Consider the following 20,895-nt stretch of genomic DNA (forward strand, 5'->3'; position numbering starts at 1 on the left):
CTCAGCGCCCGGTCGGGGCGTGATGCTCGTGCCAGTGGCGGGCAATATCCACGCGGCGGGTGACCCACACCCGGTCGTGGGCCTCGATGTGATCGAGAAAGCGCTGCAGTGCCCGGAAGCGGCCGGGCCGGCCAATCAGGCGGCAGTGCAGGCCGATCGAGAGCATCTTCGGCGCCTCGGCCCCCTCCTCATAGAGCACGTCAAAGGCGTCCTTCAGGTAATTGAAGAACGGATCGCCATAGTTGAACCCGCCCGGAGAGGCGAAGCGCATGTCGTTGGTGTCGAGCGTATAGGGCACCACCAGATGATCGCGCGTCTCACCTTCAGCGTTGTCGACCTTTGTCCAGAAGGGCAGGTCGTCGCCGTAGTAGTCGGAGTCGTAGAGAAAGTGCTCGTGCTCGCCCACCAGTGTGCGGGTATTGGGGCTGTCGCGACCGGTGTACCAGCCCAGCGGCAGCTCGCCGGTCAGTTCACGATGCAGCTCAAGCGCCTGCGCCATCATGGTGCGCTCGCGCTCAATGCTCATGTCCTGATAGTGAATCCAGCGCAGGGCGTGGCAGGCGATCTCGTGGCCGGCGTCCTGAAACGCGCTCACCACCTCCGGGTAGCGCGCCATGGCCATGCCCACGCCGAACACTGTCAGCGGCAGGTTGCGGCGTTCGAATTCACGAAGAATGCGCCAGACGCCGGCCCGCGAGCCGTATTCATAGAGTGATTCCAGACTCATGTGGCGGTCGGGATAGGGTGCGGCGCCAATAATGTCGGAGAGAAACGTCTCGCTGTGGGCGTCGCCGTGCAGCACGTTGTTCTCGCCGCCTTCCTCGTAGTTGAGCACGAACTGCACCGCGACCCGGGCGCCGCCCGGCCATTTCGGGTCCGGCGGGGTGGCGCCGTACCCGCGCAGATCACGGGGGTAATTCTCGAGGTGAAGATCGTGACTCATGAGTGGCTCCAGCTCAGGTGTTCGAAGGCGCCGCGAATGGGCTTGGCGATGGGGGCGGCGCGGTCGTTGTGCTTGGACACCGGGTAGCCGGTGGCGCTGACGGCTTCCAGCAGGGCAACGCCTGCGGTGACGCCATCGATGACCGGTACGCCGAGCGCCTCACCCAGGCGTTCGGCCAGCTCGCTCATGCCGGCGCAGCCGAGCAGGATGGCGTCGCTGTCATCGGCCTGGAGCGCGTCGCGGCAGGCGGCCAGAAGCGTTTCATGGACGCTGTCATCGTCGGACTCGAACGCCGCCACCGGCAGTTCGCAGGCGTGCAGGCCGGCGCACTGCTCGCGCTTGCCGTACTCGTGCAAGAGCCGCTCGGCGATCGGCAGGGTGCGCCCCAGCGTGGTCACCACCGAAAAGCGGCGCGCGACCATGGTGGCCATCTGCATGCCGGCCTCGGCCACACCCATCACGGGGACAGAGGCCACCTCACGGGCGGCCGCCAGGCCCGGATCGCCGAAGCAGGCGATCAGGTAGCCGTCTACGCGCGTATCGCCTTTCTCGGTCTCGATGATGCGCTCCAGAAGGCCCGGTACGGCGATGGCCTCATCGAAGTGGCCTTCAAGGCTGGCCGGCCCGTGACGCGAGGTCAGCATGAGGATCTCGCCGCGGGCAACGCGACGGGCGCTGGTGGCAATCCCTTCGCTCATGGCGGTGCTGGTGTTGGGATTGATGACACAGATGGTCGGGGTATGAGAGGTCATGACGCACTTTGCTCGCGGTGGTGGCCGAAAAGGTGTTCGAAATCGGGCAGTGCTTCGCCGCTGGCGGTGAAATCAAGGCTCGCCTCGATCCGTGTCAGATGATCGTTCATCCAGCGCTGTACCGGGGCCAGCTCACCGGCGCGGAGCAAATCGATCAGCTCGATGTGCTCGCAGGGGCAGCCGGCTCCGGCCCGCCCATAAACGGCGATGATCAGGGAGGTTCGCGAAATCAGCTGTGATAGCGCCTCGGACAGCGAAGGGCTGTCGGCCATGGCCATCAGGCGGCTGTGAAACTCGGCCGAGAGTCGAATGGCGTGCTCGCGCCTGGCACGGGTTTCGCGCTGATGAATGGCCTCGAGCGCCTTGAGATCTGCCGGGGTGAGGCGTGGAAGCACCTCGGCCAGCAGGGCATTTTCCAGAAGCCGTCGAGCCCGAAAGACATCGCGGGCTTCACTGGGCGTGGGGCTGGTGACCTGGGCGCCGCGGTTCGGGCGCAGCGTTACCAGTTGCTCGAGTGCCAGGCGTTGCAACACCCGGCGTATGGTGGTGCGGCTGACGCCAAAGGCATGAGAAAGCGCGTCCTCGGGCAACCGGGCACCGGGGGAGAGTCGATGCTCCACGATGGCCTCCCACAATGCCTGATAGATCGCCTCATCACTGCGAGCGCCTCGGTCACTGACCTGGCCGGCGAGCAAATGAAACTGACGAGTATCGTTCATGGGTCTCCTGTCATGCCTTACGATCGATTGCCTGCTTCGAAGATTGTATACAAGCATGATTCATGCCGCAGCGCTAAAAAGCCCTGAACCCGCTGACGCGCACCCCGATCTGCCTACGGTCATGAATCATCCATGTAGACGAAAAAGCGCTTTTTTGGTGCAAAAAGGCAGTTCCTGGCACTTCTTTGGTGCGCGACAGGGCCGCCATGGCAAAGGGTTTCGGTGTGGCAGGCCATGATTGAGCGAGGTCATCAGGGCGGGGGTTGTTAAAAACCGACGCCATGACAGTCTCCTGCGACGCGCAAAGAGGTTTTTAATGACTTTGCCGTCAATGTGGCACAAAGATTGTATACAGTCATTGTGACAAGCGATATCAGCCATCCGACTATCGCAGGGCTGCCGGCGGCAGCGAAACGATCCTTCATGGAGTCGCTCATGAATAACAACAGCACTCAGGGCCTTCAGCCTACGGCGCCCGACCCGCACCTTCATAATGAAGATCTGGCTCCGGCTCGACAGAACTGGAGCGCGTACAACATCTTTGCCTTCTGGATGGCCGATATTCACAGCGTCGGTGGTTATGTGCTGGCTGCCAGTCTGTTCGGTCTTGGTCTGATGGGCTGGCAGGTGCTGATTTCGTTGCTGGTCGGCATCCTTATCGTGCAGTGCTTTGCCAATGCCGTCGCGCGTCCCAGTCAGCGCACCGGCGTGCCGTTTCCGGTCATCTGCCGAATGGCCTTCGGTACGAAGGGCGCCAATGTGCCGGCGGTCATTCGCGGGCTGATCGCGGTGGTGTGGTACGGCATTCAGACCTGGCTTGCCTCCAACGCACTGCTTTTGGTGCTGCTGCGCTGGTTTCCGGGGCTCGAGTCCTGGGCTGGCACGAGCTTTCTGGGGCTGTCGGCACTCGGCTGGTTCTGTTTCGCACTGATGTGGGTGCTTCAGGCGCTGGTGTTCTGGCGTGGCATGGACACTATCCGCCGTTTCAACGACTGGGCCGGCCCGCTGGTCTATGCGGTCATGTTCGCGCTTGCCGGCTGGATCGTCTGGCGCGCCGGGCCCGGTAACATCAGCCTGTCGCTGTCGAGCGAGACACTGACCGGTGGCGAGGCACTGTGGCAGATGGTGGTCGCTGCCGTCCTGGTCGCCGGCTACTTTGCCGGCCCCACGCTCAACTTTGGTGACTTCTCGCGCTACTGCGCCACCGAGAAGGCCGTGCGTCGCGGTAACTTCTGGGGGCTGCCGGTCAACTTTCTGGTGTTTTCCATCATCACGGTGGTCGTGGTCTCCGGTACGCCACAGGTGTTCGGTGAAATGCTGACCGACCCGATTGAAACCGTGGCCCGCATCGACAGTGTCACCGCGGCCGTGCTGGGCGTGTTTGCCTTCGTGGCCGCCACCATCGGCATCAATATCGTGGCCAACTTCGTCGCGCCGGCGTTTGATTTCTCCCACGTCGCGCCCGAGAAAATCAGCTGGCGCATGGGCGGCATGATCGCCGCGGTCGGTTCGATCTTTCTCACCCCCTGGAATCTTTTCAACAACCCTGAATTGATCCACTACACGGTCGGTGTGCTGGCCGGTCTGATCGGTCCGCTCTACGGCATTATTCTGGTGGATTTCTATAAGGTGCGCCGTCAGAAGATCGATCTGGACGCGTTGTTTTCCTCCGCTGAAGGCAGCACCTACCACTATCAGCGCGGCGTGAATCCGGTGGCCCTGCGCTCGCTGATCATGGGGGGGCTGGTGAGCGTGCCGATCAGTCTGGCACCGCTGGGCGATATCAGCAGTTTTGCGGTGTTCTTCGGTGGCGGTGTGGCGGCACTGGCGCACGGCTGGCAGTCCGGCCTGTGGCGTCGTGGTGGTGCAGAAAAGCCCGTGACGTCACGCATCTGAGGTCAGTTTTCAGGCGATGTGGCCCGGATAGGGGGCATGCGTCCCTATCCGGGCCGAAACCGTTACGCGTTCATTCAGTGCTTTGACAGGTGCTCTGAATCAGCGCGCAGGGCGCCAGCCGTAAACGCGACCCGCGCCAGGGTCCCGCCACCGGCGGCTTCATGCAGCGAGATATCGGCGCTCATCGCGGTACAGATCTGGCGGGCAATGGCCAGACCCAGTCCGGTGCCGCTGATGGCGCGTCCGGCATCCTCTTCCTGAATACCTTCCCGCCGAACCCGGTAAAAGCGCTCGAAAACCCGTCCGCGCTCGTCGACGGGAATGCCGGGGCCATCGTCTTCGACCTCGATGATGGCATCACTGAGCACCCGCACGGTGATATGGCCGCCTGCGGGGGTGTAGGCCTGGGCATTGCCGATCAGAATGGCCAGCAGCTCGTTGACCAGGGCGCTATCGGCAGGCACCCAGACCGGATGTTCGGCTTCAAGCGCCATTGTCAGACCCCGCTGCCATGCCAGCGACACCATGCTCATGCAGAACTCTCGCGCCGTTTCCGAAAGATCCAGCCGGCCAAATTCCCGACGGCGGATATCATTTTCCACCCGTGCCAGTGACAGCAGACGATTGGCCAGCAGGGTCAGTGCCTCCAGATCCCGCTGGGCGCTTTCCAGCGTGTCACGCAGTGCCCTGGTGTCCTGCGCCTGCATGCCAAGCTCCAGGCGGGCTCGCAGGGCAAACAGGGGCGTGCGAAGCTCATGGGCAGCATCGGCCACGAAAGTGCGCTGGGCGCGCAGGGTGTCGTCCAGTCGGGCCGTCAGATGATTGATGGCGCCAATCAGCCCGCGGACCTCGCTTTGAACGTTTTCGGTCGGCAGCGGTTCAAGATTGTCCGGCGAGCGGCTGGCAACCATGTCGGTGATGCGTCTTAGCGGCCGCAGGGCGGCATCAATGGCCAGCATGAAGAGAATGAAGGCACCGGCAGCAAACAGGGTCAGGCGCAGCAGTGAATCGCTCAGCAGTTCGTGCATCAGCTGGAGATGAATGTCGCGGTGTTCGGCGACGCGTACCTCGACCATGTCGTGATAGCCGGGCTGGCTGACCGGTACCAGCAGCGAGACCACACGAACATCGCGCCCGCCATAGGTGGCGTCGTAAAAGCGTGCCAGAGAGGGGTAGCGCTGGGTCATGGTGCTTGAGGGCGGCGGGGCGGGCAGATCATCAAATCCGGCGATCGAGCCCTGCTGTGAGGCAATGATCTGATAAAAGGCGCTGCCGCCACTGTCGAGTGAAAAGGGGTCGAGTACGGCGCGCGATATCTTCGCCTGCAGTCGGCCATCCTGGTAGGTAAGAGACTCCCCCAGCACTCGGGCGGCAATCAGCAGGGGCCGATCATAGGCGCTGCGCGCCACCCGCCAGGCATCCAGCCAGGCCCCGGCCACCCCGATGCCGATCAACAGCAAGAGCGCGGCGCCAATGCGTCGGGTCAGGCGACCCCGCAGACTGCGGCGAGACAGGCTGGCTTTCATGTGGGCGGGTTCGTAGCGTCGGCCGGCTGGGCTTCCAGCTGATAGCCCAGGCCACGAAAGGTGACAATGCGCACGTCACTGCCTTCCAGCTTGCGCCGCAGGCGCGAGACATAGACTTCGATGGCATCGAAGGAGCCATCCTCTGCCATTGAAAATACCTGGGCGGCCAGATGCTCCTTGCTGACCGTGCGCCCGACGCGGGCCATCAGGGCTTCCAGCAGCGCCAGTTCCCTGGGCGGCAGCATCAGTGGTTGATCGAGCAGGGTGAAGCTGCGCGCGTCGAGATCGAAGGCCAGTGCGCCACAGCGATGGATCTGCTGGCCGTCATGGCGGGTACGGCGGATCAGGGCGTTGATGCGGGCCTGCAGCTCGGAAAGCGAGAAGGGTTTGATCAGATAGTCGTCCGCACCCAGATTGAGCCCCTTGACGCGGTCGTTGATGCTGCCACGAGCGGTCAGCAGCATGACCGGTAGTCGCGTATCACGCTTTCGAAGCCAGCTCAAAAGCGTAAAGCCGTCCATCTCCGGCAGGCCGATATCCAGAAGCAGCAGGGCGTAGCTTTCGGTTTCAAGGGCCGTGCGTGCCGAGGCGCCATCATGCATGACGTCGACTCGCCAGCCGGCGGACTCCAGCGAGCGCTGGATGCTCTCCGCCAGCGAGGGATGGTCTTCGACCAATAGCGTACGCATTGCCGCTCCCGTGAAAGGTTGTTGAAAGCCTGCCGCACTATCGTGCCAACAGGCGAAGCCCGGACAGATCCGATCCCGCATCAGCGCATGAAGATTGTCCACGAGGACAGTATGCATGGCCTTGGTCCGGTGACCAATGCAGGGACAGGCCGACATGGCATTCATCTTCAGGGTTTCGATCGCCGTATAACAAAAGCTCCGGGCAGTTCGCCGGGCAGACGTGAGGAACAGGCAACATGACAATGACACGACGCAGCTTTGGCAAGGGGCGCATGGCAGCACTGGCCCTGATCGGCGCCCTGGGTCTGGGTACCGGGTTTCAGGCACAGGCCTTTGACGGCCCCAAGCGGCCTGAATGTATCGCTCCGGCCGCCCCGGGCGGTGGCTTTGACCTGACCTGCAAGCTGGCTCAGACCGCACTGGTGGAGGAGGGCATTCTCTCCACACCCATGCGTGTGACCTACATGCCGGGCGGTGTTGGGGCGGTTGCCTACAACACGGTGGTCGCTCAGCGTCCCGATGATTCCGATGCGATTGTTGCCTGGTCCAGCGGTTCGCTTTTGAACCTGGCTCAGGGCAAGTTCGGTCGCTTTGATGAAAGCGCCGTGCGCTGGCTGGCCGGTGTAGGCACCAGCTATGGTGCGGTCGCGGTACGCGCCGACTCTCCCTACAAAAATCTTGATGATCTGGTTCAGGCGCTGCGCAAGGATCCCAGCAAGGTCGTGATCGGTGCCGGTGGTTCGGTCGGCGGTCAGGACTGGATGCAGACGGCACTGCTGGCGAAAGCCGCCGGTATCGATCCCAAGAAGATGCGCTACGTCGCGATGGAAGGGGGCGGTGAGCTGGCCACATCGCTGCTGGGCGGACACATTCAGGTCGCCAGTACCGATATCTCTGACTCCGTACCTCACGTACAAAGCGGTGACATGCGCATTCTGGCCGTGTTCTCCGAAGAGCGCCTGCCGGGTGATGTGACCGAAGACATCCCTACCGCGGTTGAGCAGGGCTATGACGTGCAGTGGCCGGTCATCCGTGGCTTCTACGTCGGGCCGAAGGTCAGTGATGAAGCCTACAACTGGTGGAAGGATGCCTTCGACAAGCTGCTGGCCTCCGAGGACTTCGCCGAGCTGCGTGAAAAGCGCGAACTGTATCCCTTCTCAATGACCGGTGATGAGCTTGATGCCTACGTGAAAAAGCGCGTAGGGGATTACCGTGAGCTGGCTGATCAGTTCGGTCTGGTCAAGTAAATCCGAAATCGGCGCAGGTGCCCTGTCAGGGTGCCTGCGCCGCTGGTCGTCTGTCCGGAGCCTGTCATGATTTATCAACGTCTTTTTTTGACGGCGCTGCTGATTGTCTATGCGGTGCTGGCCTATGCCGCAACCACCTATGAAGCTCCCTTTTCCTATGAGCCTGTAGGACCGCGCGCTTTCCCGCTGCTGCTACTGGCCCTGCTGGCGGTGAGTACGGTCTATCTGCTCATTCGCCCCGGTCAGATGGCTGAAGAGAACGCCGAAACACCTCTGACAGGACATGTGCTGGGACGTCTGGTGCTTTGTGTGCTGGCACTGTCGCTGTTTGCCTTCTTCTTTGAAAAGCTCGGCTTTGTGGTCGCGGCCTTTTTGTTCGCCATTGCCATGTGCCGACTCTATAACGGGCGCTGGGTGACCAGCGTGATTACCGGAGCCGTCATGTCAGTGGCCTTTTATGTGCTCTTTGACCGGCTACTGGACGTACCGCTACCGCTGGGCGTGCTATCAGGACTGGGAGTCTGAACCATGGAAACACTGGGATATCTGGGTCAGGGATTCGGCGTGGCGACAACGCCGCTGAATCTGTTGACGGCCCTGTGCGGCACGCTGATTGGTACCGTGGTCGGGCTTTTGCCCGGACTCGGGCCGATCAACGGTGTGGCGCTTCTGATTCCGATCGCCTTTGCGCTCGGCCTGCCGCCGGAAACATCCTTGATCCTGCTGGCAGCAGTGTATCTGGGCTGTGAGTATGGCGGACGTATTTCGTCGATTCTTTTGAACATCCCCGGCGAAGCCTCTGCCGTCATGACCGCCATGGACGGCCATCCGCTGGCCCGTCAGGGCAAGGGTGGCATTGCGCTGTCCATTTCGGCGGCCGGCTCCTTCATGGGTGGCCTGATTGCCACCATCGGCGTAACCATCTTCGCGCCACTGCTGGCGAAATGGGCGGTCGCATTCGGACCGGCCGAATATTTTGTCATGATGGTCTTTGCCATCACCTGTCTGGCCGGCATGGCCGGCAACAAGCCAATGAAAACGGCGGTCGCCTCACTGATCGGTCTGCTGCTGGCGTGTGTGGGCATTGACTCCAACAGCGGCGTTTATCGCTTTACCTTCGGCAGTCTGGGACTGGCGGATGGCATCCAGTTCGTGGTGCTGGTGCTGGGGCTTTTCAGTATCAGTGAGATTCTGGTACTGCTCGAGCGTACCTATTACGGCCAGAGCGCGCTCAAGACCAGCGGTCGCATGCTGTTTAATGTAAAAGAGGCCATGTTCGTTAAATGGACCGTGCTGCGCAGCGGCGTGGTGGGCTTTTTCATGGGGATTCTGCCGGGCGCCGGTGCCACCATGGCCAGTGCCGTGGCGTACATGAGTGAAAAGCGCATGGCATCGAAGGATAACCGCTTCGGTGATGGCGATCTGCGCGGTCTGGCCGCACCGGAAACCGCCAACAGTGCAGCCGCCTGTGGTTCCATGGTGCCGATGCTGACCCTGGGGGTTCCGGGTTCTGGTACTACTGCAGTCATGCTGGGGGCGCTGACGCTTTACAACATCACGCCTGGTCCGCTGCTGTTCCAGACCGACCCGCAGCTGGTCTGGGGTCTGATCGCGTCGCTGTTTATCGCCAACGTCATGCTGGTGGTGATGAATATCCCGCTGATTCGTGTGTTCACCAAGATTCTGGCCGTCCCTTACTGGGCGCTGGTGCCTGGTATCGCGATCGTTACGGCGATCGGGGTCTACGGCGTACACGCCACCACCTTTGACCTGTTTTTGATGATTGTGATCGGGGTAGTGGGCTATATCCTGCGCAAGTTCGACTTTCCGCTGTCAGCGGTGCTGCTGGGCTTTATCCTGGGCGGCATTATGGAGCAGAACCTGCGCCGCGCACTGTCGATCTCCAACGGTGATCTCTCGATTCTGTGGTCGAGCCCGATTACCTGGGGTGGCTGGGCACTGGTGGTGCTGATGATTGTGCTGCCGATGTATCGCGGCTGGCGCCAGCGTCAGGTCGCACGGCCGGCCAATCCGTAAGACAGTAACGTCACCTCCGTTCAAGGGCCCGCCAATGGCGGGCCTTTTTTATGCCGTAGAGAAGGGGATGGCCGGGTCGTGATGGGGTGTCGCCCACCTCGAGTCATCAGGTCATCATGGCGTCGCTGGCCTTGTGAAAGGACGCATGATCAAGAAAAGCATCTCATGACCGACATGACGCTCTGCTGAAGGGTGCCTGTGATCTCACCTCGTGAACTGGCGGGTGTCATGACCCAGGATCGCTGACCCACAACGCCTGGTGCTGTCGACAAATAGCGGTCACCCCCGGGGCCATGGAGTGGCCACTTCTGTCACATGACCATCAAGGGAACGGAGTGGCACCGGGGAGACGACAATGGCTGATTTGCTGGGGTAAGCAGGGTGTCGAGGGGAGCCTTCGGGTGATGCCCATATGCCTGCAAAGGAAAGGGCCCACCGAAGGTGGGCCCCTTGTCATGTCCTGCAGGTTTGCAGAGATGAAAGCTCAGCGTGCGCCGGAGCCGGTAAAGATGGTGCGAATGGTACGAATCACGACCAGCAGGTCCATCCAGAACGAGAAATTGCGGATGTAGTAAAAGTCATATTCGAGCTTGAGGCGCGAGCCCTCGACTTCCGAGGCATAACCCTGTTCGACCTGGGCCCATCCCGAAATGCCGGGCCTGACCACATGACGATAGCGAAAGAACGGAATGTCGCGCTCGTAGGCTTCGGTCAGGGAGGGTGTTTCCGGACGAGGGCCGATCAGGCTCATGTCTCCCTTGAGGACGTTGAACAGCTGCGGCAGCTCATCGATACGATACTTGCGAAGATATTTGCCGACCTTCGTGATGCGAGGATCATCGCCTTCCTGGGTAGGGCGAACGTCATCCGGATTCACATACATGCTGCGCATCTTGTAGACATCAAATTCCTCGCCCTGAAAGCCCGAGCGGCGCTGGCGAAACAGAACGGGGCCCGGGTCGTCGCGCTTGATCATGATCGCCGCTATACCCATAAGAGGCAGTGCAACCGGCATCAGCATCAATGCGGCAAAAATGTCAGCGACTCGCTTGAAAAGCTCATAGCTGGTTTTAGGCATCAGCGAGCTATAACGATTGGCATGAATCTGATCGAGCCCAATGCGTCCGAGCCGCGCCTCACTGAAGCGACGAGCATCATGCACCGGGATACGCTTGATGGTGCAGTCGGCCAGAAAACGCTGCCAGTCAGTACTCAGATCGCTGGATAGGTCCACAATGACGCCATCGACTCGAGTGTTTTCAAGATCTGGACTTTTCAACCATCGCTGGTCGATGTCTCGTCGATCAAACCATCGTGACACATTGCCCACCGGTACGATGGCCATCTTGCGTCGGCGATAGCGGTGGGCAAGACGATAGCCCGTGCAGCCAAATGCAAGAGCTGTCAGATAGGAAAACAAGAGTTGCCAGGGGGCGAAGGGAATCTCAAGACCGACAAGTAGTGCTGTTACCCCCAGGTAGACCACGGTTGCCGAAGGAATAACATAGGAAAACGCACTTGTGCCCGGATAGTGAGAGAGCTCTTTTACCGCTCGAAACGCGACCATATAGGCAGCCGCACTGGCGAGAAGCGTGATGTTGACTTCGTTCTCTTCCAGTTTCCAGGTTGACCAGCCCCATTGCCAGAGGGCAGGCAAACCTGCAACCAGTACAAGGCCGAGAAAATAGTGGGTATGAAAGCTCAATAGAATACGCTCATACCAACGGGAGTGCCGATGATTGTTGCGCAATGAACTCGTAGTCATTTGCATGGCGATATTCCTGGAAAATCCCTTTATATCAATAGTATAACGTTTTTGATGCATTCCGATGCAGGATAATCCGTGACAAAAATTCAGTCGTGGGTGCCGGCAGCAGTAATGCCTGACACGATCCTTTTATTTCAGTTTCTTGTCTATGCAACTCTGTGCATCAGAGGTAAATAATAGTAATCACCTGGTAAAAAGCGGGGCTTTTCAGGTGTGTAATTAAAAGATTGCGCGGATGGTATTATTTTTGGTTCAGCCCATCAATGAGGCGAGATTAATTATCCAGGGCTGGAAGGACTATGTTTTTCAGCGATTGATCTCCATTAAGGCCTATGGTCATGCAGTTTTTGATACCGGCTTTAGCCATCATCAACCCGGCGAGATTATATTCCAAGACATCAAGGATATCGTCCCATTGAGTAAAAATTAATTTTGCCCCAGACCATAAATCGGAGTTATTAAAAGAATATGTCGTCGCTTTAGAGAGCTATTTAAGTGCCAAGTATTTTTTGAAATTTTTTGTAATTAACATTGAGCTGTCTTTTAGTACCCTCCACTTGTTGCTAGCACGCTGCGGTTTGAATCGGCAGCCATTTGAGCACACGCTAAATCTGGCGATCCCAATAGCGCCATTGATGATCTCCCGGGCCGTCATGCCAGCTCAGCTCCAGCGCGGTTTCCCGTGCGGCCTCCTGAAAGCGCAGGTTGGCCGGGTAGAGCGCATCCTCTCGGCCACACCACTGAAACAGCGCCGGCTGACAGGGTTGGGGCGTGCGGTAGCGTTTCAACAGTGCAAAAAGATCGTCCTCGGTGCCCGAAGGTGACCGGTCAAAGATCAGCGGGTACTCCGGCGGCGGCGTGTCGCGCTCGCCTACTGCCACAATGTCCAGTGATCCTGACAGGCTGGCTGCCGCTGCAAAGCGTTCCGGGTCACGCAGTGCCCACTTGAACGCCCCGTACCCGCCCATGGAAAGCCCCGCCACGAATGTTTCCTCTCGTCGTGTCGAGATGGGAAACAGACGCTCGCTGATCACCGGCAGCTCCTCGCTTAAAAACCGGTACCAGTTCGGCCCATACGCCATATCGGTGTAATAGCTTCGTCCGACCTGCGGCATGATCACGGCAATGCCGTAATGTTCTGCATAGCGCTCGATGGCGCTAAAGCGCTGCCAGGCGCTATCATCGTCGGAAAGTCCATGCAGCAGATAGAGCACCGGCGACGGGTGACTTGCGTGTTCAGGCACGATGGCGTTGAGAGACAGCGTCACCTCAAGAATTCGCGAGGCGAAGCGGCAGGTCAGCTGTGCCATGATGGGCTCCGGCAGTCGTTTAAAAGGGGCGGGCAATGCCCTGTCAGAGGCACTGCCTTCTCATCAGCGTGCGATATTGGCCGGGGGCTGTCACGTCGGCTGCGCTCATTATCGGCACACCCTCATTTCAGCGAGACCACGAGCGACCATGGCCGCCAGCAGGAACGTCACCATTGCCGACATCGCCCGCCATGTCGGCATGACCAACATCACGGTTTCGCGCGCGCTCAACCGGCCCGAAATGGTAAGACAAGCCACGCGCGAACGGATCGAGCAGGCCGCCCTTGAACTCGGGTATGTGCCCAACGCCTTTGCCCGTGGCCTCAAGCGCAGCGACAGCCGCCTGATCGGTGTGGTGACGGCAAGCCTTGATAATCCCTTCTACGCCGAGATGATCAAGGCCATTTCGCGTCACGCCAAGCAGCATGATTACGCCATCATGCTCTTTGATACCGACGGCGATGCCCATCTCGAGTCGATGGCCATCGACACGCTCTTGAGCTATCAGGCGGCCGGCATCATTCTCTCCCCGGTCTCTGATGAACCCGACTACCGTCCCGACTATCTGCCACGGCTACGCGCCAGCGGTATTGCCGTGGTGCAGCTGGATCGCACCCTGCACGACAGCGGCTTCAGCGCGGTGGTGCTGGATAACCTCTGGGCCGGCGAGCGCGTGGCACGCTATCTGCTGACCCATGCCTTTGCATGTGATCGACGCACCGGCGACGACCGCCTGCTGGTGGTGGCCGGGCCTGAACATTCGCGTATCACGTGCGAGCGTCTTGAGGGGATTCGAGACGCGCTGGCCGGTCAGGCCGACGGGGTCGCCATTGATGTGCTGTGGGGTGACTACACTCTGGCGCCGGCCGCCGAGGCGGTGGGGGACTACCTGAAGTGTCATGGCGTGCCGCGCGCGATCTTCGGCCTCAACCAGCTCATTACCCTGGGGGCGCTCAAGGCGCTGCAGCAGGCCGGAATCGCTTGGGATCAGACTCGCGTCATCGGCATCGACCGGCTGCCCTATCTGGATATCTTCGACATCACCGTGCCGTGCGTGGTGCATGATGGCTACCACGCCGGTGCTCAGGCGCTCGAGCAGCTGCTGGCCCAGATGCGTGACCCCCAGGCCGCTTCTCGCACGCTCACCGTGCGAGGGGAGCTTTTGACGTAAGAGGTTGCCCGGAGAGAGTGCCCTGTACCGGCCGAGCGCTTGGCGCTTTTTTTCTTACCGGTCATCCGAGCCCTTGTCCTGACCATCCCTGGAGTCTTCGTTGTCATCGCGATCCCTAGCCCAGGCGTCGACGCATTTCTGACGCGTCTGCTGGCGATAGCCATAGGTCGCGCCGCGCACGGTGGCATCGCTTTCAAGCCCCGAGCCAAGTGCCCCGCCGATGGTCCCCATCGAGGCGGCAAGCCATGCCAGTGCCAGAAACTGTATCCAGCTGACGTCGTGCTGCAGGGACTGGCTCATGACTTCTGAAGGCACAAAGAGCCACGCGCTGGCAGAAAAGAGCACAAAAAGCGTGACGTAATAGAACAACACGCCAATGCCCAGTGTCACCACGGTGGTCAGGTTATAGAGCCCGGCATTGGGGAAGGCGTTTTTGTGCCGCCGGGGCTCCCAGAGGCCGTGATCCACGATGATCCAGCCCGTCATGGCCACCAGTGAGGCCAGCATCAACGCCACGAATCGCCATGGTTCATAGCTGTCGGCCAGCCGCCACATGGAAGTGAAGATCATGCTGTAGGCCCCGGTGGCAAAGGCCGCCGCGCCGATACGACGAAAGGCCGGGAAGATGGTCCAGGGGCGGTTGGCGCGCACCATGCCTCCCAGCAGCTTGATGTGGCCGGTGGTTCTGAGCTTTGAGATAAAACGAACATCAATGCGATGCTCATCATCAACGTTGAGTCGGGCGATGGGCGCAATCCACTCCGAGAGCCGCCTGCCCACCAGCTCCCGGGCGTTGCGGCGTCGGTGGGTGCTGTCACGGTGATGGCACTGCTGGGCGTTTTCGCGGCCTTCCTCGGAGCTGCCGAAGTGCAGCTCGCTGACCAGTTGCACCAGCGCTTCCTCGACCCGCCGGGTCATTGGTGACGCGCCCAGCGCCGGTTGTGAGAGCAGCGCCACCCCACGCGTCTGACTGGCCTCGGCCACCACCAGCTGCTTGCCTCGAAACAGCGGCAGATCGGTAATGCAGACCGCATAGCGCCAGTGGCAGGAAGCCTTCAACGACTCGGCCTGATCGAGAATATCCTCGCCCTTGTCGTCGGCGCCGACCAGCGGGTCCACTCGAACCTCAATGCGCCACTGCACCTCATTGGAAATCTGGTTTTCCAGCCGCTCGATCAGCGAGGCCTCGATCTTCTCGATGATCCGCTCGGGCAGTTCCGGCGCTGGTAAAAGGCCCAGCGTCCAGATCGGACGGCTGTCCCGGGCGTCGCTGGGGTCATGGGTGTGGCTGCGACGGCGCTCCTGATCGATGGGATCGTCCTTGCGATCCTGTTGATCGGTGTCGTGTTGCCTGGTGTTCATTGAAATGTACGGTTCCCTGTCAGGCATCATGATGTGCCCCTGAGCATAGCCTCTTGACCGATGTGGCGGGAAATCCATGCGGCGTATCGTCCATCCGCCCTGACCCCTGCCGGTGGCAGCGCTATACTCGGGTGATCAAAACCTCATCTCAAGGAGTGTCCATGTCGGCCCAGTTTCCACAGGCCCGTCTTCGCCGCCTGCGCTCGAGCAATGCCCTTCGCGATATCGTGCGGGAAACCTCGCTCAAGGCAGAGCACCTGGTCTACCCGATCTTTGTCGAGGAAGACACCGACGAGTACACCCCCATTGAAGGCATGCCGGGGCAGTCCCGGATTCCGGAAAGCAGACTGGGAGAGGAAGCCCGCCGCCTGAGCGCGCTGGGGCTGAGAAGCATCATGCCGTTCGGCATTTCCCATCACAAGGACGAGACCGGCAGCGACGCCCTTAAAGAGAACGGCATGGTGGCGCGCATGGTACGCATCATCAAGGAAGCCGCTCCGGAGCTGGTGGTCATCCCGGACATCTGCTTTTGCGAGTACACCAGCCACGGTCACTGCGGCATTTTGAAGGGCAACACCGTCGACAACGATCTGACCATCAAAAACCTGGGCATTCAGGCCGTGCAGGCCGCGAAGGCCGGCGCCGACATCATCGCGCCGTCGTCTGCGCAGGATGGCCAGGTCGCCGCGATTCGCGAAGCGCTGAACGAAGCGGGTTTTGAAGACATTCCCATCATGGCGTACTCCACCAAGCTCGCCTCCGCGCTGTACGGCCCTTTCCGCGAAGCCGCCGGCACCGAGCTGAAAGGCGATCGCAAGACCTACCAGATGGACCCGATGAACCGCCGCGAGGCGCTGCGCGAATCGCTGGCCGATGAAGCCGAAGGCGCGGATTTTTTGATGGTCAAACCGGCGCTGGCCTATCTCGACATCATGGCCGACATCCGCCGCAACAGCCTGCTGCCGCTGGTGGCGTATCAGGTTAGCGGCGAGTACGCGATGATCAAGTTCGCCGCCCAACAGGGCGTGATCGACGAATCCGCCGTGGTGCGCGAAACGCTCGGCTCCATGCGGCGTGCCGGCGCGGATCTGATCATGACCTACTTCGCCCCGCAGCTGCTGGAAGAGGGATTATAAGCGCCACTCGCTGAAAGAGTTTGAAATGACAACCGCGCTTCGGCGCGGTTTTTGGTGGCGTTTGTTTCTGATAGCGCCGAGCATTTCCAAGACACTGACGAAGAGATCCATCATGGAAAAAGTGAGAATTGACCTTGTATCCGATGTCGCCTGCCCGTGGTGCGCGATCGGCTATCGTCGTCTGGTGCAAGCACTGGAAACGCTTGAGGGCGAGATCGACGTTGAGCTCGTCTGGCAACCCTTTGAGCTCAACCGGGATATGCCGCCCGAGGGTGAGCCGATTCTGGAACACTTGTGCCGCAAGTACGGCAAGGATGCGGCCACCATGGAGCAGTCACAGAGTGAAATCATGGCGGTGGCTGAAGAACTTGGGTTGAATTTTCGTGGCGCCGTCGAACGTCGAGCGAACAATACGTTTGATGCCCATCGTGTGCTGGCGTGGGCCGCAACCCAGAATCGAGAGACACCCTTGCAGCTGGCACTGTTTGAGGCCTATTTCGGTGAGGCGAAAAACCCTTCAGACCCCGAAGTGCTACGCGAAAAGGCGATTGCGGTTGGACTTGACGGTGACACCGCTGAGGCCATCGCACGCTCTGATCAGTATGCGGACGAGGTTAGAGCGGCAGAACAGAAATTTATGGATGCAGGCGTGAGCGCCGTGCCGGGCTTCATCCTTGATGGCCGCTACCTGATTTCCGGCGCTCAGCCCGCCGAAGTGCTGGTCGATGCGCTTCGCCAGGTGGCGGAAGAAAACGCTAACCGCCAATGATCCAGAAGCACTGGCTCTGCGAGGCCTTGCGATAGACAACAGCGCCACCTGTTGGCTATCCCTTGACATCGAACCCAGGTTCGCCGCCCAACAGGGTGTGATCGACGAATCCGCGGTGGTGCGCGAAACGCTGGGTTCCATGCGTCGCGCCGGGGCGGATCTGATCATGACCTGCTTCGCCCCGCAGCTGCTGAAAGAGGGGTTGTCAGCACCACTCGCTGAAAGAGTTTGAAATAGGAACCGCGCCTCGGCGCGGTTTTTTATGGGCAGGGCGGCGGAAGTTTCCGGCTTTTTAGAAACTTAACACAGGGTGTCTTCCATATTTCGACAGCGCTGTCATGCATCACTACGCTCAGGATGTCATTGTTTGAAATACCCGAACATCAGGAATTTCGCACGTGGCGTCAATGTTTTACGACCAGGGGTCAAGGATGACGATCAAGACAGGACTAACGGCCATGGCCGCCGTGTTGAGCACTGCTGCTGCAGCACCGGCAATGGCGGATCAGACACAGCACGACATTCCCCCGCTCAGTGAGTGGTCCTACAATACCCTTTATGAGCAGGGTGGGCTGCATGCCGACAACCTTATGGGCGCCGAGGTCTTCAGCAAGGGGGGCGAAGAGGTCGGCAGTGTCGAGAATATCCTGATCAATGACCAGAATCAGATTCAGGCGATCATCGCTCAGGTCGGTGGGGTCTGGGATATCGGCGACACTCATATTCTGGTGCCGTGGTCGGAAACCACGCTGACAGAGGATGGCGTCAAGATCCCGGTGAACGAAGACAACGCCGATGAATATGGCCTGTTTTCCAAGGATTCGATCACCGCTGATGCGCTCAACAACACCCAGCAGGTGAGTGATAACGTCGAGGCAAAGGGCGGCGTCTGGAAGGCTTCTGATCTGCTTGATGACTATGTCAGCCTTGCCGATGGCACAGGTTACGGTTACCTGACCGACATCCTGTTTACGACCGATGGCAACATCCAGTCCATCATTGTAGATGCGTCAGAGAGCGATAACGTGACCGCCGGCACCTATGCCTACCCGTTCTACGGCTATGGTTATGGCTGGTCACCGGCTGATACGTCCTACGTGCTGAGCTATGACGTGAACGATCTCAAGAACATGACACCCTTTGATGATGATCAGTATGAGGATCAGCTCGACGACTGAGACACGACAGGTGCACAGGTAACGCCTGTAACGGCGCGAGTGAAACAGAAAACCCACCGTCACGGTGGGTTTTCTGCGTTGGAAGCATTGATATCGATTCCGCTGCCTCCCGAGACACTACGTCCTCAAATCCGGATAATAGCGGGCAATTCGCCTTGTGCGACACCCGTCACCAATCCGGTTCTGCCTCATGGAAATCAAGGTCAACTATCTCGACAACCTCCGTCAGGAGGCGAAGTTTGATGACTTTACCGTCATCACCGATCAGCCGATTCGCTACAAGGGCGATGGCTCCGCGCCCGGTCCGTTCGATTACTTTCTGGCTTCCACCGTGCTGTGCGCGGCCTATTTCGTGCGCGTGTACTGTAACGCCCGCGAGATTCCGACCGAGAACATCCGGCTCTCCCAGAACAACATCGTCGACCCGGACAACCGCTATAACCAGATTTTCCGCATTCAGGTCGAGCTGCCGGATGACATCTCCGAGAAGGACCGTACCGGTATCCTGCGCTCGATCGAGCGCTGCTCGGTCAAACGGGTGATCCAGAACAACCCCGAATTCCAGATCGAGGTGGTCGATAACATCGACGAGGATGCCCAGGCGCTGCTGATGGGCGGCGCGCTCGATAAGGACGGAGGCGAAGGGCAGGGCACCTGGATCGAGGGCAAGGATCTGCCGCTGGAGCAGACCATTGCCAACATGACCGGCATTCTCGAGCGTCTGGGCATGAAGATCGAGATCGCCTCGTGGCGCAACATCGTGCCCAACGTCTGGTCGCTGCACATCCGCGATGCGGCGTCCCCCATGTGCTTCACCAACGGCAAGGGGTCCACCAAGGAAGCCGCGCTATGCTCGGCGCTGGGCGAGTTCATCGAGCGCCTGTCGTGCAACTTCTTCTACAACGATCAGTTCTTCGGCCCCGAGATCGCCGGCAGCGATTTCGTGCACTATCCGAATGAGCGCTGGTTCCAGCCGGGCCCGGACGATGCCCTGCCGGAAGGGCTTTTGGACGATCACTGTCTCGAGATTTTTAACCCGGATGATGAACTGCGCGCCTCGCATCTGATCGACACCAATTCAGGGCGCGCGGATCGCGGCATCGTCGCGCTGCCGTTCACGCGTCACTCGGACGGCGAGACGGTCTGGTTCCCGTCGAATCTGATCGAGAACCTGTTTCTCAGCAACGGCATGAGCGCGGGCAATACGCTGGCGGAAGCCCAGGTGCAGTGTCTGTCGGAAATCTTCGAGCGGGCAGTGAAACGCCAGATCATCGAGCAGGAGATCGCGCTGCCGGACGTGCCGGAAGAGGTGATCGCGCGCTACCCCGGCATCAAGGCAGGTATCGACGCGCTCGAAGCCCAGGGCTTTCCGGTGCTGGTGAAGGATGCCTCATTAGGCGGTCGCTACCCGGTGGCCTGCGTGACGCTGATGAACCCGCGCACCGGCGGCGTGTTCGCCTCCTTCGGCGCGCATCCGAGCCTTCAGGTCGCGATCGAGCGCAGCCTGACCGAGCTTTTGCAGGGCCGCAGCTTCGAGGGCATGGACGATCTGCCCCAGCCGACTTTCAATTCGCAGGCGGTGGCGGAGCCGAACAACTTTGTCGAGCACTTCATCGACTCCTCCGGTGTGGTCTCCTGGCGCTTTTTCAGCGCCCGCGCGGACGTCGAGTTCTGCGACTGGGATTTCTCCGGCGCGACGAGCGAGGAGGCCGAGCAACTGTTCGCCATTCTGGCCGAAGATGGACACGAGGCGTATGTGACCCACCACGAGGATCTGGGCGCGCCGGTATGCCGCATTCTGGTGCCGGGCTACTCCGAGGTGTACCCGGTGGATGACCTAGTGTGGGACAACACCAACATGGCGCTCAACTACCGCGAGGACATCCTGAATCTGCACGCGCTGGAGGACGATCAGCTCGCCGGTCTTCTCGAGCGGCTGGAGGAGAGCGAACTCGACGAGCAGATGAAGATCGTCACGCTGATCGGTGTCGAGTTTGACGACAACACCGTCTGGTCGGAGCTGACGATTGCCGAGCTGAAGCTGCTGATCAGCCTCGCACTCGGCCAGTACGAGGACGCCCTCGATCGCACGCAGATGTTTTTGCAGTTCAACGACAACACCCGCGACCGCGGCCTGTTCTATCAGGCACTTACCGCGGTGCTCGAGATTGCGCTGGATGACGAACTCGAGTTCGAGGACTACTACAGGAACCTCTCGCGCATGTTCGGCGAGGAGAAGATTCTTGCCGCGGTGGGCTCGGTCAACGGTGACGTACGCTTTTACGGGCTCACCGAGACCAATATGACTCTCGAGGGCATTGATCGGCATCAGCGGCTGATTACCAGCTATCAGAAGCTGCACGCCTGGCGGGCGGCGAAGGCCAAAGGCTAG

18 protein-coding genes are annotated in these 20,895 nt (G+C 60.1%); 10 read left to right on the forward strand and 8 right to left on the reverse strand.

The features are described from left to right. Position 1 precedes the first annotated feature (1 nt). The 3 genes from puuE to B9G99_RS07750 are packed head-to-tail and all read right to left on the reverse strand — an operon-like array spanning position 2 to position 2,414. Positions 2-943: an allantoinase PuuE gene (puuE, locus tag B9G99_RS07740; RefSeq protein ID WP_086621534.1), complete on the reverse strand. Its 942-nt coding sequence runs from the start codon at positions 941-943 to the stop codon at positions 2-4. Then, complete coding sequence (locus B9G99_RS07745; RefSeq protein ID WP_086621535.1) at positions 940-1,695, reverse strand: aspartate/glutamate racemase family protein; 756 nt, start codon at positions 1,693-1,695, stop codon at positions 940-942. The genes puuE and B9G99_RS07745 overlap by 4 nt, the downstream gene beginning before the upstream one ends. Further along, positions 1,692-2,414 (reverse strand): GntR family transcriptional regulator, encoded by a 723-nt coding sequence (locus B9G99_RS07750; protein ID WP_086621536.1) that lies wholly within the window; start codon positions 2,412-2,414, stop codon positions 1,692-1,694. The genes B9G99_RS07745 and B9G99_RS07750 overlap by 4 nt, the downstream gene beginning before the upstream one ends. Positions 2,415-2,849: 435 nt before the next feature. Between B9G99_RS07750 and B9G99_RS07760 the strand changes: the two genes are divergently transcribed. After that, positions 2,850-4,310 carry an NCS1 family nucleobase:cation symporter-1 gene (locus B9G99_RS07760; RefSeq protein WP_086621538.1) on the forward strand — a complete coding sequence of 487 codons (1,461 nt, stop codon included), beginning with the start codon at positions 2,850-2,852 and terminating at the stop codon, positions 4,308-4,310. Positions 4,311-4,384: 74 nt separating this feature from the next. Here the strand turns inward: B9G99_RS07760 and B9G99_RS07765 are convergent, their stop codons facing one another. Both B9G99_RS07765 and B9G99_RS07770 read right to left on the reverse strand, forming a co-directional pair. Then, a complete protein-coding gene (locus B9G99_RS07765) occupies positions 4,385-5,836 on the reverse strand; it encodes a sensor histidine kinase (protein ID WP_086621539.1) in 1,452 nt (483 codons plus the stop codon). Further along, positions 5,833-6,525: a response regulator gene (locus tag B9G99_RS07770; RefSeq protein ID WP_086621540.1), complete on the reverse strand. Its 693-nt coding sequence runs from the start codon at positions 6,523-6,525 to the stop codon at positions 5,833-5,835. Before B9G99_RS07770 ends, B9G99_RS07765 begins: the two co-directional genes overlap by 4 nt. A 236-nt stretch (positions 6,526-6,761) precedes the next feature. Between B9G99_RS07770 and B9G99_RS07775 the strand changes: the two genes are divergently transcribed. The 3 genes from B9G99_RS07775 (at position 6,762) to B9G99_RS07785 (ending at position 9,809) form a co-directional block, all read left to right on the forward strand. Next, positions 6,762-7,772 carry a Bug family tripartite tricarboxylate transporter substrate binding protein gene (locus B9G99_RS07775; protein WP_227875980.1) on the forward strand — a complete coding sequence of 337 codons (1,011 nt, stop codon included), beginning with the start codon at positions 6,762-6,764 and terminating at the stop codon, positions 7,770-7,772. A 66-nt stretch (positions 7,773-7,838) separates the two neighbouring features. Continuing rightward, positions 7,839-8,297: a tripartite tricarboxylate transporter TctB family protein gene (locus tag B9G99_RS07780; protein ID WP_086621541.1), complete on the forward strand. Its 459-nt coding sequence runs from the start codon at positions 7,839-7,841 to the stop codon at positions 8,295-8,297. 3 nt (positions 8,298-8,300) lie between these two features. Then, positions 8,301-9,809: a tripartite tricarboxylate transporter permease gene (locus B9G99_RS07785; protein WP_086621542.1), complete on the forward strand. Its 1,509-nt coding sequence runs from the start codon at positions 8,301-8,303 to the stop codon at positions 9,807-9,809. A 484-nt stretch (positions 9,810-10,293) separates the two neighbouring features. Here B9G99_RS07785 and B9G99_RS07790 read toward each other — a convergent pair whose 3' ends face one another. Next, positions 10,294-11,580 (reverse strand): exopolysaccharide biosynthesis polyprenyl glycosylphosphotransferase, encoded by a 1,287-nt coding sequence (locus B9G99_RS07790; RefSeq protein ID WP_158521458.1) that lies wholly within the window; start codon positions 11,578-11,580, stop codon positions 10,294-10,296. A gap of 602 nt (positions 11,581-12,182) precedes the next feature. Further along, positions 12,183-12,887 carry an alpha/beta hydrolase gene (locus B9G99_RS07800; protein ID WP_086621545.1) on the reverse strand — a complete coding sequence of 235 codons (705 nt, stop codon included), beginning with the start codon at positions 12,885-12,887 and terminating at the stop codon, positions 12,183-12,185. A gap of 148 nt (positions 12,888-13,035) precedes the next feature. Between B9G99_RS07800 and B9G99_RS07805 the strand changes: the two genes are divergently transcribed. Beyond that, complete coding sequence (locus B9G99_RS07805; protein ID WP_086621546.1) at positions 13,036-14,058, forward strand: LacI family DNA-binding transcriptional regulator; 1,023 nt, start codon at positions 13,036-13,038, stop codon at positions 14,056-14,058. Between the two features lie 54 nt (positions 14,059-14,112). On the opposite strand, the gene B9G99_RS07810 is transcribed toward B9G99_RS07805, so the two are convergent. Further along, positions 14,113-15,420, reverse strand: a complete 1,308-nt coding sequence (locus B9G99_RS07810) for a hypothetical protein (RefSeq protein ID WP_086621547.1) — start codon at positions 15,418-15,420, stop codon at positions 14,113-14,115. A 161-nt stretch (positions 15,421-15,581) separates the two neighbouring features. Between B9G99_RS07810 and hemB the strand changes: the two genes are divergently transcribed. The 5 genes from hemB to B9G99_RS07835 all read left to right on the forward strand — a co-directional run bounded on the left by hemB (position 15,582) and on the right by B9G99_RS07835 (position 20,895). Continuing rightward, on the forward strand, positions 15,582-16,556 hold the full coding sequence (hemB, locus tag B9G99_RS07815; protein ID WP_086621548.1) for a porphobilinogen synthase: 975 nt from the start codon (positions 15,582-15,584) through the stop codon (positions 16,554-16,556). 112 nt (positions 16,557-16,668) lie between these two features. Further along, positions 16,669-17,325 carry a DsbA family oxidoreductase gene (locus tag B9G99_RS07820; protein ID WP_086623370.1) on the forward strand — a complete coding sequence of 219 codons (657 nt, stop codon included), beginning with the start codon at positions 16,669-16,671 and terminating at the stop codon, positions 17,323-17,325. Beyond that, a complete protein-coding gene (locus tag B9G99_RS17000; protein WP_086621549.1) occupies positions 17,282-17,557 on the forward strand; it encodes a hypothetical protein in 276 nt (91 codons plus the stop codon). Before B9G99_RS07820 ends, B9G99_RS17000 begins: the two co-directional genes overlap by 44 nt. Positions 17,558-17,756: 199 nt before the next feature. Next, positions 17,757-18,503 carry a PRC-barrel domain-containing protein gene (locus B9G99_RS07830; RefSeq protein WP_158521459.1) on the forward strand — a complete coding sequence of 249 codons (747 nt, stop codon included), beginning with the start codon at positions 17,757-17,759 and terminating at the stop codon, positions 18,501-18,503. A 190-nt stretch (positions 18,504-18,693) separates the two neighbouring features. Beyond that, on the forward strand, positions 18,694-20,895 hold the full coding sequence (locus tag B9G99_RS07835; protein WP_086621551.1) for an OsmC domain/YcaO domain-containing protein: 2,202 nt from the start codon (positions 18,694-18,696) through the stop codon (positions 20,893-20,895).

Origin of the sequence: Kushneria konosiri, from assembly GCF_002155145.1 — a bacterium.
Taxonomy (GTDB): Bacteria; Pseudomonadota; Gammaproteobacteria; order Pseudomonadales; family Halomonadaceae; genus Kushneria; species Kushneria konosiri.

Coding starts and splice junctions, on each gene's coding strand:
- B9G99_RS07745 (WP_086621535.1), bottom strand. CDS start 1,695: ATGACCTCTCATACCCCGACCATCTGTGTCATCAATCCCAACACCAGC.
- B9G99_RS07790 (WP_158521458.1), bottom strand. CDS start 11,580: ATGCAAATGACTACGAGTTCATTGCGCAACAATCATCGGCACTCCCGT.
- B9G99_RS17000 (WP_086621549.1), top strand. CDS start 17,282: ATGCGCTTCGCCAGGTGGCGGAAGAAAACGCTAACCGCCAATGATCCA.
- B9G99_RS07785 (WP_086621542.1), top strand. CDS start 8,301: ATGGAAACACTGGGATATCTGGGTCAGGGATTCGGCGTGGCGACAACG.
- B9G99_RS07765 (WP_086621539.1), bottom strand. CDS start 5,836: ATGAAAGCCAGCCTGTCTCGCCGCAGTCTGCGGGGTCGCCTGACCCGA.
- B9G99_RS07760 (WP_086621538.1), top strand. CDS start 2,850: ATGAATAACAACAGCACTCAGGGCCTTCAGCCTACGGCGCCCGACCCG.
- B9G99_RS07800 (WP_086621545.1), bottom strand. CDS start 12,887: ATGGCACAGCTGACCTGCCGCTTCGCCTCGCGAATTCTTGAGGTGACG.
- B9G99_RS07780 (WP_086621541.1), top strand. CDS start 7,839: ATGATTTATCAACGTCTTTTTTTGACGGCGCTGCTGATTGTCTATGCG.
- B9G99_RS07805 (WP_086621546.1), top strand. CDS start 13,036: ATGGCCGCCAGCAGGAACGTCACCATTGCCGACATCGCCCGCCATGTC.
- B9G99_RS07810 (WP_086621547.1), bottom strand. CDS start 15,420: ATGAACACCAGGCAACACGACACCGATCAACAGGATCGCAAGGACGAT.
- hemB (WP_086621548.1), top strand. CDS start 15,582: ATGTCGGCCCAGTTTCCACAGGCCCGTCTTCGCCGCCTGCGCTCGAGC.
- B9G99_RS07750 (WP_086621536.1), bottom strand. CDS start 2,414: ATGAACGATACTCGTCAGTTTCATTTGCTCGCCGGCCAGGTCAGTGAC.
- B9G99_RS07830 (WP_158521459.1), top strand. CDS start 17,757: ATGACGATCAAGACAGGACTAACGGCCATGGCCGCCGTGTTGAGCACT.
- B9G99_RS07770 (WP_086621540.1), bottom strand. CDS start 6,525: ATGCGTACGCTATTGGTCGAAGACCATCCCTCGCTGGCGGAGAGCATC.
- B9G99_RS07775 (WP_227875980.1), top strand. CDS start 6,762: ATGACAATGACACGACGCAGCTTTGGCAAGGGGCGCATGGCAGCACTG.
- puuE (WP_086621534.1), bottom strand. CDS start 943: ATGAGTCACGATCTTCACCTCGAGAATTACCCCCGTGATCTGCGCGGG.
- B9G99_RS07835 (WP_086621551.1), top strand. CDS start 18,694: ATGGAAATCAAGGTCAACTATCTCGACAACCTCCGTCAGGAGGCGAAG.
- B9G99_RS07820 (WP_086623370.1), top strand. CDS start 16,669: ATGGAAAAAGTGAGAATTGACCTTGTATCCGATGTCGCCTGCCCGTGG.